The sequence below is a fragment of the Sutterella sp. genome (assembly GCF_030539355.1).
GTDB lineage: Bacteria > Pseudomonadota > Gammaproteobacteria > Burkholderiales > Burkholderiaceae_F > Sutterella.
In genome coordinates this window covers 1-10498 of record NZ_JAUNSF010000106.1, presented here as the reverse complement: position 1 = coordinate 10498, position 10498 = coordinate 1, and the positions used below count along the sequence as shown (strand labels likewise).

Below are 10498 nucleotides of genomic sequence, written 5' to 3'. Positions count from 1 at the left end.
CTTCATCACCACCGACCTCGGGCAGGTCGGCATGCCGCATCCGGTGATCGGGCTCTTGAGGACGATCGATCTTCTCGAGAAGGCGGGGCTGCCGCAGCGCGCGATCGACCTCATGACCCGCGTCAACCCCGCGCATCTTGCCGGCTTCAGGTGAGGCGGTGAAGAAATTCAGAGGAAAAAGAAGGCCCGGGGCTGTGAACTCCGGGCTCTTCCGATGTCAGCCGACGTGATTGTCACCAGGCGTAGGCCTCGGGGGCTTCGCCGCCCGGACCGGGCCAGATCGCATCGATTCGCTCAAGCGTCTCCGCGGAGAGCCTGAGGTTGAGCGCGCGGAGCGCGCCCTCAAGATGCGCCATGGTTCGCGGGCCCGTGATCGCCGCGGTGAGCCCGGGCCGGGTGAGGAGCCACGCGAGCGCGACCTCGGAAGGCGCGGCACCGAGCCCGGCGCAGAGCGCCTCCCATTGCTCAAGCTGCGCACGGTGGCGCTCGATCCTCGGCGCGAGGCCGGGGAAACTTTGCTCCCGGCCGAGGACGCCCGAGAGCAGGCCGTGACCGAGGGGGCTCCAGGCGAGCAGCCCGACGCCGAAGTGCCGGCAGGCGGGCGCGACCTCGAGCTCGACCATGCGGTCAGCGAGGCTGTAGAGCGACTGCTCACACACAAGGCCGAGCATGTGCCTAGCGAGCGCCTCGCTCTGCATGGCGGCGATGTACCAGCCGGCGAAGTTGGAGCTTCCGAAGTAGATGACCTTGCCGTCTGCGACGAGCCGCCCCATGGCCTCGAGGATCTCGTCTACCGGGGTCGCGCGGTCCATGTGGTGCATGAAGTAGAGGTCAATGTGATCGGTGCCGAGGCGCCTCAGGCTCGCCTCGCACGCGGCGCGGATGTGGCGAGCCGAGAGTCTGCGGTCGTTCGGCCCCGGTCCCATCGGCTGGTAGAGCTTCGTGGCGAGCACGATCTCGTCGCGCCTGCCCGTTTTTTGCAGCCACGAGCCAATGATCTCCTCGGACCGGCCGCTTCCCTGTTTGATGTCCGGCGTCTGCGGGCAGCCATAGACATCCGCGGTGTCAACAAGGTTGATGCCGGCGTCAACGGCTGCGGAGAGAATGGCGTGGGCGGTCGCCTCGTCGGTGCGGTCGCCGAAGTTCATCGTGCCGAGCGCGAGCGGGCTCACCAGAAGGCCGGTGCGGCCGAGATGCCTGTATTCCATGGGTTCCGTCCTCATTGAAGTTCTGCGGGTCACGAAAAATGATGCGCCGCCGCTGCGTGCGCCGTAAGCATCTTTCTTGCAAAGAACTGCTCACTTCTGCGCGCAGACTGACGGCGCTGTGTGTTCCGGAACCGGGCTTCAGCCGAGCTTTGCCGAGATCGACTCCGCCGCGATCATGCCGGAGGCGAAGACGTCGCAGAGGCGCGTCGTGATCGAGCCGCAGGTCGAGCCGATCGCGTAGAGGCCCCGGATCGGGGCGAGGTCGTCGTGCGCGAGCACTTCGAACTTCGGATTCACCTCGATGCCGCCCTCGGTCTTGAACATCACGGGCGCATAGGGCGCGGAGAGGTAGTAGGGCGCTTCGAGCGCGCGGAACCGGCTGTCGGTGCGCCCGAAGGCGGTGTCGGCGCCGGCCGCCGCGTCGCGGTTGATGCGCTCGATCGTGGCCCTGAGGCCCTCGGGATCGACGCCTGCGGCCTTCGCCACCTCCTCGGGCGTGTCGCCGCGGAAGAGTCCGCCGCCCTTCATCACCTCGTCAAAGCGCCAGCGCGCGGCGTTGGGGCCCGTCACCGTCCGGTGATCCATGAGCACGTAGCCCTCGGGTTCGCCGACGGAGAGGAGCTTGAGCGCACAGCCCGTGTAGCGCGCGACCGCCTCGTTCACGATGCGCTCGCCCTTCCTCGTCACGAGGTAGGCGCTGTCCGTGTCGAAGATCATCCAGGCGAAGCCGGGGGTGCCTTTCCTCGTCGCCGCCCAGAACTTCGGCACGCCCTCCATGTCCTCGAGCGAGGCGCCGATCGAGCGGGCCATGACGATGCCGTCGCCCGTGTGGTCCTTCGGGAGCCCGCCGTCGCCGTCGGAGTACGAGAACCCCCTCGGGGCCGCGGCCCAGAAGCGCTTGTGGCGCAGCATCAGCTCCTCGTTGTCGAGGAACCCGCCCGTGGCGAGGACCACGGCGCGGGCGCCCGCGCGCGTCTCCTGCCCGCCCGCGGAGAGCACCGCTCCGGTGACGGTGCCTTTGTCGTCCGTGATGAGCGTGGTGGCGCGGGTCTGCATGCGGATCTCGCCGCCCTTCGCAAGGATTTCGTCACGCAGGCCGGCGGCGAGTTTGTTCATCGAGCCCGGGGCGGTCGGGTGAAGGAAGGGGCGGCCCGGGTTGACCGGGCGGAACTCGACGCCGAAGCTCTCGATGAAGTCAACGAGCGAGGTGGAGCGCTCGACGCAGGCGCGCATCACGGCCGGGTCGTGCTTGGCGATTCCGGAGTAGATCGGCGAGAGCGGGAGGCTGTCGCGGACCTTCGTGAGCGGTTCGTCGTCAAGGCCCGCCAGAAGGCGCTTCCAGTAGTCCTCGACCGAGACCCCGGCGGTGACGCCGGCTTCCCTCTGGTACTTCGTCTGCGCGGCGAAGATCGTGCCCGTGGAGAGCACGCCGTCGCCGCCCGCCCAGGCGCGCTTGTCGACGATCGTCACCTTCTTCCCGGCGCGCGCGAGGAGCACGCCCGCGGTGAGGCCGGCCATGCCGGCGCCGATGATGAGAACATCCGTGGTCGTGTCGAAGGATCCGGCCGCGGCGGCGTGCGAAGTGCAGGGAAGCGCGGCGAGGCCCGCACTGCCGATGGCGAGTCCGAGGAAGCTGCGGCGCTGGAACTGGGTGGTGGTCATGTTGCTCTCCGTTGAATCTGGCTCAGACCCGGGAAGAGGCTCCCGGGCGGCTGTCGAGGATCATTGCCTCGTGATTTGCATATTAGTATCCAATGTGGCCGTTAAATTCGTACATTACCTTTGAATAATTGCATAAAGCGATCATTCGGACAGGCCGGGCTCACCAGGCGTACGCCTCGGGCGCCTCGCCGCCGGGGCCGGGCCAGATCGCCTCAATGCGGGCGATGACCTCGGGCGGGAGCTCAAGGTCGAGCGCGCGGAGCGAGCCCTCGAGGTGCGCCATGGTTCGCGGGCCCGTGACCGCGGCGGTGAGGCCGGGGCGGCCGAGGAGCCAGGCGAGTGCCACCTCGGAGGGAGGAAGCCCCAGTTCGGCGCAGAGCGCCTCCCATTGCTCAAGCTGCGCACGGTGGCGCTCGACGCGGGCGCGGAGCGCAGGAAGCGTTCTCCTGCCGCAGTCGTGCGCATGGAGGACGCCCGCGAGCAGCCCCCGCCCGAGCGGACTCCAGGCGAGGAGCCCGATGCCGAAATGACGACAGGCGGGGATCACCTCAAGCTCGACCGCGCGGTCGACGAGGCTGTAGATCGACTGTTCGGAGACGAGGCCGAGCATGTGCCGCGAGAGCGCCTCGCTCTGCATCGCGGCGATGTACCAGCCGGCGAAGTTGGAGCTTCCGAAGTAGAGAACCTTGCCGTCGGCGACGAGCCGCCCCATCGCCTCGAGGATCTCGTCGACCGGGGTGAAACGGTCCATGTGGTGCATCTGGTAGAGGTCGATGCGGTCGGTGCCGAGACGCCTGAGGCTCGCCTCGCAGGCCGCGCGGATGTGGCGCGCCGAGAGCCGGCGGTCGTTGGGGCCGGGCCCCATCGGCTGGTAGAGCTTCGTGGCGAGCACGATCTCGTCGCGCCTGCCGGTCGATTTCAGCCAGGAGCCGATGATCTCCTCGGACCTGCCGCTCCCCTGCTTGATGTCAGGCGTCTGCGGCGTGCCGTAGACGTCGGCGGTGTCGACGAGGTTGATGCCGGCGTCAGCGGCCGCGGAGAGGATGGCGTGGGCGGTGCTCTCGTCGGTGCGGTCGCCGAAGTTCATGGTGCCGAGCGCGAGCGGGCTCACAAGGAGCCCGGTTCGTCCGAGGTGTCTGTACTGCATGGTCGGGGGTGTCCTTCGGGGAGTCTGCTGTCAGGGCGGACTTCCCCGCGAGAGAGAAGGAAACGGGTGAGGGTGAGAAAGGTCCGGGACGACGGAAACCGGAGGTGCCCTTGAACACGAAGGGAGAGAGTGCAAGGAGACAGGGGCGCCTCCGGCGGATCCCCCCGGTGTCCCGGAGGAGAGGCAGTCCGTCGTCAGCGGTTCATGACGTCCCTGCGCGCCGCGATGCCGGCGAGCGCGCCTGAGGCGAGCGAGGTGGCGTTGTGCGCGCCGAGTCCCGCGTTCGTGATGGCGTTGCCGATCGCGCCGCCCGCGCCGTAGAGGTGCTCGTAGCGCTTCGCGCCCTTCGCTTTCGGTCCGGAGAGGATCGTCATGTCGTCATCGGCCCAGGCGGTGACGTTGGCGATCGTGTTGACCGCGGTGACGCGCACGGCGTGGAAGGGGGCCTTCACCACCGGCGTCATGTTCGCGGCAGGCGTCCCGAAGACCGAGTCCTTCCCTGCGGCGGCGTCCGCGTTGTAGCGGCGGATCGTCTCGGCGAAGGCGGCCGGGTCGTCGATGCCGGCTTTCTGAGCGAGCTCCTCGAGCGTGTCTGCGCTCCAGGCGAGGTTCGAGGCTTTGAGGCGCTCGAGCATGCCGGCGGCCGGGCTTTCAGAATCGATGATCATGAAGGCGGCCATGCCGTCAAGCTTCATCACCTCGGCGACCGAGTGCCCGTTGCCCGGGATCACCTCGATCGCGGGGAGCTTTCCCTTCGACTCGGCCGTGAGGCGGGAGATCGTCGGGTGCCCGGCCTCGGACATGAAGCGGCGTCCGTGACGGTCAACCCAGGGGATCTGCAGGTCGCGGTAGATCATCGCCTCGGGACCGTCGAGGCCGATCACGGAGTCGTATCCGAGCATCGTGGAGCTCGCGGGATTGAGGGCTGCCTCGCCGCCTTGGCGGATCACCCACTTCGGGGCGAAGCTCGTGACGCCGGCGCCGCCCGTGCGGGTGACGCCGCGCAGGTTCGGGTAGAACATGTCGACCGACTCGGGGTCGAGTCCCGAGTACCCGGTGGCAAGGATCACGGCCTTCGCGCGGATCGTGCGGCGGGTCTTCCCGTCCGAGGCGACGACGCCTGCGGCGGCGCCGTTCTCCAGGATCACGTCGTCCGCTGTGGTCTCGAGCCGCACGTCAACGCCCGCATCCATAACGAGCTTCGCGATGCCGGAGGCCACCCAGGGCGAGCCTGTTGTGTCGTCGTAGCCCTGGTCCATGCTGCGATAGCCCGTCACGGCGTGCGTGGTGCGCGCAACCGCGTAGTGCATGACGCCGTCCTCGAAGTAGGGCGTCCGGACGGCGCCCAGGGTCGCGTCCTCGGGGGCGATGCGCACGCCCTGCGCGACCAGCCGCTCCATCACGAAACCCGTCGCATCGACGACGCGCTCGGCGAGGCCGTCGTTCAGCATCGCGGCGGCCTCGGGTGTTCTCATGGCTTTCGATGCTGCGGCGACGGTCCTGCCGTCGATATCGTGCCCGGCGGCGCGGTTGAGGAAGCTCCCCGAGTAGGAGGCGATGTAGCCGCCGCAGATCGCAAGGTCGCCGCCCAGGTACCCCTTCGTCTCAAGGAGCACGACGCGCAGGTTGTTCGCCTTGCCCGATAGCGCGTCGTCGGTCTTCGCCGCGAGCGCTGCGAGCATGCCGGCGGCGCCGCCGCCCACGACCACGATGTCGGCCTCCTCGGGCGCGGCCTCGACGGGAGCGGAGGCCGGCGCGCGCACGCGCCAGTCGGCGGGGTTGCCGCCCGCTGCGGCGATCGCTCGGCCCGCGGCCTCGGTGACCGCGCGGCTCGTGAGCGTGGCGCCCGTGACGGCGTCAACGGCGAGCGACTGCTCGGCCTCGATGCGGCGGCTCACCTCGCGGATCGCCGTCTCGCTCACGTACTCGGTGTCGCCCGCCTTGACGTCGGCGATGCGGATGCGGCCCTCGGGGGAGACCTCGATCGTCATGTGAACGTCGCTCTTGGCACCGCGTGCGGTGCCCTCGAAGGTGCCCGGGGTGAGCTTCGCCGACTGGGCCTGGGAGAGACCGGCCGCGCGCAGCGCCGCCTCAGCGGCCGCGCGGACCGCATTGCTCGTGACGGTGGCGCCCGTGACGCCGTCCACGCCGGACGAGCCCTTCACAAGAATCCTTTCGGACATTTTCCCCGCGATATCACGGCCGTAGCCCGGGGTCTCGCCGGAGGTGTCGGCTTTCACTTCCGTTACTTTGCCGTTCTGAACGGTGACCGTCACGGTGACGGGACTCGCGATGCCCTGCGCGGTGCCGGAGAAGGTTCCGTCGGCGGCAAGGACACCCGATGAAATGGCGGTGAAGAGCGCCGCGGCGAGCGCGGTGCGGGTGATTCTGACTGCATGCATTCTGGTTCTGCTCCTTCTGTCGTGCCTGCGCTTTTCGGTCGGTCAGGCCGCCCGGACGGTTCCGGGATGCGCGAGGCATCTGCATGCAGTCAGGGTAGTTCCGTCGGCTCAATTATTCCAATGATTTATTTTCATCGATATTTATTTGAATTTCGAATAAGTCAGAGCGCCAGGGAGTGCTTCGGTTCCCAGGTCCTCAGTAGGGGCGAATTAGGGTATTTATCGAGGGGTAACATCAGGTTACGCGGATCGGACCCGCATACACCTCCGCCCTGCAGAGGTCGGTTCTCTCAGGCAGGGCGGTTCAATGATGACTGTCCGCCGCGGTGTCAGCCTGTCGCCGCCGGGTATGACCGTTACGGCGCGGTCATCTCGACAAAGCGGTCGTTGTAGCGCGGGCAGGTGATGGGGAGCTCGTCGAGCCTCCTGTTGAACTCGGCCATCTCGTCGGCGGTGAACTCGATCTCTACGGCACCGATGTTCTCTCGCAGGCGGTGCGGCTTCGTGGTGCCGGGAATCGGCACGATCCACGGGCGCTGCGCGAGCACCCAGGCAAGCGCAATCTGCGCGGGAGTGGCGTTCCTGTCCGCGGCGAGCTCGCCGATGAAGTCGAGGAGCTTCCGGTGCGCAGCGATGTTTTTGTCCTCGAAGAGCGGCAGGTTGCGTCGGAAGTCCGTCTCGACGAGCTTGAGCCCTTCCTTGATGGTGCCCGTGAGGAACCCGCGCGCGAGCGGACTGTAGGGCACGAAGCCGATGCCGAACTTCTCGAGAACGTCAAAGAGCCGGTGCTCGGACTCGCGGATCACGATCGAATACTCGTTCTCCACAGCGGTGAGCGGGCACACCGACTGGGCACGGGCGACGGTCTCGGGTCCCACTTCGGAAAGCCCCCAGCCGCGGATCTTGCCCTCGGCGATGAACTCCGCCATGGCGCCCGCGACTTCCTCGATCGGTACCTTCGGGTCAAAGCGATGCAGGTAGTAGATGTCCACGTGGTCGGTGCGCAGGCGCCTGAGGGACCCCTCGAGCGACCGGCGGATTGTCCCGGGGCGCGCGTCGAGGATGAGGTTCCCGTCGGCCGCGAAGGAGATGCCGCACTTGGTGGCGATCGAGACCCGGTCGCGCAGCCCTTCGAGCGCCCTGCCCACGAGTTCCTCGTTGGTGAAGGGGCCGTAGCTTTCGGCGGTGTCGAAGAGCGTCACGCCGAGATCGACGGCCTCGTGGATGAGCTCGATCATGTCCTTTTCGGGAGAAGGGCGGCCGTAGCCGAAGTTCATGGACATGCATCCGAGACCGACGGCGGAGACTTCAAGGTGTGAGGGACCGAGGAGACGCGTTTTCATAGAAATAACATAAGGTAACGGAGATAGACACCCGTCCGCGGGGGGCTGCCCGGCGGACGGTTCGATCAAGTGAAATTCTAGGGATTTCAAGCGTCGGAGCCTTGCCTGAAACGATCCTGCGTTTTGTCAGATACTCCTGAATTGCCAAAAACACTGTGAAGCGCGCATCGCTTCCGGGTTCTCCAGCCGGATGCCGCCGGGAAGGACACAATCCCGATATTTGTCAAGGAGTAACAGCAGGTTACGCGAGTTCAGAGCGCGAAGGGCTCCGGGGCCTCGAGGCGGATCTCCGCTCCCGTGGCCGGGTCGGGGAAGACGAGCTCGGCGGCGTGAAGCGCGAGGGGGGTGGCGGGCGTGTCGGCGAGGAGTCCCGCGCGGCTGTAGTAGGGGTCGCCCGTGATCGGGGCGCCGAGCCCGAGCGGGTGCGCGGCGTGAAGCCTCAGCTGGTGGGTGCGGCCTGTTTGCGGCAGGAAGTCGACGAGCGTGCAGCCGTTCTTCCCGGCGACCTTCCGCCAGAGCGTCACGGAGTCGCGGCCGCCCAGGGCGGCGATCTGGCGCAGCCGGTCGAGCGGGTGGGTCGTGATCGGGAATTCGATGCGGCCGGAGTCGCCCGCGACAGTTCCTTCCAGAATCGCGCGGTAGCGCTTCGAGACGCGCTTCTCGCGGAAGGCGGCCATGAGCTCGGAGAGCCCGAGCGGGGTCTTCGCGTAAAGCAGGATCCCGGAGGTGTCCATGTCGAGGCGGTGCACGGCGGTGAGGGCGGTGCCGGTCATTTCGGCGGCAAGCGTCATCGCGTCGGGAAGTCCCCCGGTGCCGGGCACCGAGAGGAGGCCCGAGGGTTTCATCACGGCGAGGAAGTCGGGGCGCTCCATGAGGATCTCCGGGCGGAGCGCCTTCGTCACGGGGTCGTCCGCGCGCGGGTCCGAGAGGAAGGGCGTCCCGGAGAGGAGCCACTCCACAAGGGGCTTCGTCGTCGTGCGGGGCGAGAGCACCATGCCGTCGAACTTCACGTCGTAGCTCGGCATCGCACCGTGCCACCACTCGAGGGACGCCACGGGCGTGAGCGCCTGCCCGGCGGCCCGGGCGCGCGCGAGCGCGAGGAGATTCGCGACGAGGGGCGTGGAGAGGGCGCCCAGAAGCGCGCGGTTCCAGTGCGCAAGCGTGAGGTTGAGCCCCGCGCCGCCGCCGCGGGCGATCTTTGCCGGGCGCTTCGCCCGCTCGAGCCGCGCGAAGTCGAGCAGCGTCATCGTCTCGCCCGAGACCGCCGTGAGCGGAATCTGCGCGGCCGTCCGCTCGAAAATCTCGTCGGGTGTGACGCCCGCGATCGCGTCCGCCGCCGGTAGCGCCGAACCCTCCGGGTGCTCCGGCTCATGGAAGGGCTCCGAGGAGCAGAAGGCCGAGAGCGCGCCCGACCTGTCCTGCACGAGGAGGAGCCCCCTGCGGCCGGTCTGATCGGCAAAGGCGCCGCACGACTCGAGCGCCTCGCGGGCGGCGAGCGCCACAGGCACGGGCGCCCCGTGCCAGGGCGACGGAAAGCGCTCGGGCAGGGACTGGGCCTCGAGGCCGGGGAGCGGCAGCAGCAGCGGGTCGGTCATGCGGGGAAGGGGGAAAGAGGTGAAACGCCCGTAATTCTAAGAACGGAACGTCCGCCTGAGGTTCGGCTCCATAGCCTCACGGCAATTACATCTAGGGGTTTACCCTGATACACCTTGTAGTGATAACGATAACCATTATCATTCGCAATAACTAGACCGGATGACGAGGGAGATTCCTCCTCCGCTTGGGTCCGGCTGACAGTCAACAGCATACCGGGGGAAGAGACAAGTCCGCCGGGAAAGGAGAAAAGAGAGATGGATCAGTTCCGCATTGAGAAGGACTCGATGGGCGAGGTCAAGGTTCCCAACGACAAGTACTGGGGCGCCCAGACCGAGCGCAGCTACGAGAACTTCAGGATCGGCATTGAGAAGATGCCGGCCGAGATCGTGCGCGCCTTCGCGCTCCTCAAAGGGGCCTGCGCCCAGGCGAACCGCGACTTCGGCAAGCTCGACGACCGCCGCTGCGCCGCGATCGTCGAGGCCTGCGACGAAGCGGCCGCGGGCAAGCTCGACGGCAACTTCCCGCTCGCCGTCTGGCAGACGGGCTCGGGCACGCAGTCGAACATGAACATGAACGAGGTCTTCGCGAACCGCGCGATCGAGATCCTCGGCGGCAACTTCCGCGACAAGAAGAACCTCCCGAAGGACCAGCTCGTGCACCCGAACGACCACGTCAACATGAGCCAGTCCTCGAACGACACCTTCCCGTCGGCCCTCTCGATCATGGCCGTCGTGGAGACGACGAACTACCTCCTGCCGCGCCTCGCCGACCTCGAGGCCGCGCTCGCCGCCAAGGCCGAGGAGTTCAAGGACCTCATCAAGTCAGGCCGCACGCACCTGCAGGACGCCACGCCGCTCACGCTCGGCCAGGAGTTCTCGGGCTACGCCTCCATGCTCACGCACTCGAAGGCCGCGATCCTCGCCGCGCTCGAGCCCTGCCGCGAGCTCGCGATCGGCGGCACGGCCGTCGGCACGGGAATCAACGCGCCCGAGGGGTTCGGTGTCAAGGTCGCCGAGAAGCTCACTGCGAAGACGGGCCTCAAGTTCGTCGACGCCCCGAACAAGTTCCATGCGCTCACGAGCCATGACGCGGTCGTGCTCCTCGAGGGCGCGCTCGCGGGCCTCGCGGCGGACCTCATGA

Annotated in this window: 7 protein-coding genes; 1 reads left to right on the top strand and 6 read right to left on the bottom strand. The window is 67.6% G+C overall.

From position 1 onward, the window contains the following. Window positions 1-233: 233 nt before the first annotated feature. The 6 genes from Q4F91_RS11490 to Q4F91_RS11465 form a co-directional block, all read right to left on the bottom strand. Window positions 234-1208, bottom strand: a complete 975-nt coding sequence (locus Q4F91_RS11490; protein ID WP_303337843.1) for an aldo/keto reductase — start codon at window positions 1206-1208, stop codon at window positions 234-236. A 138-nt stretch (window positions 1209-1346) separates the two neighbouring features. Beyond that, window positions 1347-2870 carry an FAD-dependent oxidoreductase gene (locus Q4F91_RS11485; RefSeq protein ID WP_303337841.1) on the bottom strand — a complete coding sequence of 508 codons (1524 nt, stop codon included), beginning with the start codon at window positions 2868-2870 and terminating at the stop codon, window positions 1347-1349. Between the two features lie 160 nt (window positions 2871-3030). Continuing rightward, window positions 3031-4017: an aldo/keto reductase gene (locus tag Q4F91_RS11480; RefSeq protein ID WP_303337839.1), complete on the bottom strand. Its 987-nt coding sequence runs from the start codon at window positions 4015-4017 to the stop codon at window positions 3031-3033. Window positions 4018-4211: 194 nt separating this feature from the next. After that, window positions 4212-6419 (bottom strand): FMN-binding protein, encoded by a 2208-nt coding sequence (locus tag Q4F91_RS11475; RefSeq protein ID WP_303337837.1) that lies wholly within the window; start codon window positions 6417-6419, stop codon window positions 4212-4214. 356 nt (window positions 6420-6775) lie between these two features. Then, a complete protein-coding gene (locus Q4F91_RS11470; protein WP_303337835.1) occupies window positions 6776-7762 on the bottom strand; it encodes an aldo/keto reductase in 987 nt (328 codons plus the stop codon). Between the two features lie 251 nt (window positions 7763-8013). Next, window positions 8014-9357, bottom strand: coding sequence for an RluA family pseudouridine synthase (locus Q4F91_RS11465; RefSeq protein ID WP_303337833.1), 1344 nt, complete (start codon window positions 9355-9357; stop codon window positions 8014-8016). 255 nt (window positions 9358-9612) lie between these two features. Between Q4F91_RS11465 and Q4F91_RS11460 the strand changes: the two genes are divergently transcribed. After that, window positions 9613-10498, top strand: an 886-nt coding sequence (locus Q4F91_RS11460) for a lyase family protein (protein WP_303337831.1), incomplete at its 3' end; no start/stop codon positions are given.

What these genes read in the sequence shown, in the direction of transcription:
- Q4F91_RS11490 (WP_303337843.1), bottom strand. Translation starts at nt 1,208, where the DNA reads ATGGAATACAGGCATCTCGGCCGCACCGGCCTTCTGGTGAGCCCGCTC.
- Q4F91_RS11485 (WP_303337841.1), bottom strand. Translation starts at nt 2,870, where the DNA reads ATGACCACCACCCAGTTCCAGCGCCGCAGCTTCCTCGGACTCGCCATC.
- Q4F91_RS11480 (WP_303337839.1), bottom strand. Translation starts at nt 4,017, where the DNA reads ATGCAGTACAGACACCTCGGACGAACCGGGCTCCTTGTGAGCCCGCTC.
- Q4F91_RS11475 (WP_303337837.1), bottom strand. Translation starts at nt 6,419, where the DNA reads ATGCATGCAGTCAGAATCACCCGCACCGCGCTCGCCGCGGCGCTCTTC.
- Q4F91_RS11470 (WP_303337835.1), bottom strand. Translation starts at nt 7,762, where the DNA reads ATGAAAACGCGTCTCCTCGGTCCCTCACACCTTGAAGTCTCCGCCGTC.
- Q4F91_RS11465 (WP_303337833.1), bottom strand. Translation starts at nt 9,357, where the DNA reads ATGACCGACCCGCTGCTGCTGCCGCTCCCCGGCCTCGAGGCCCAGTCC.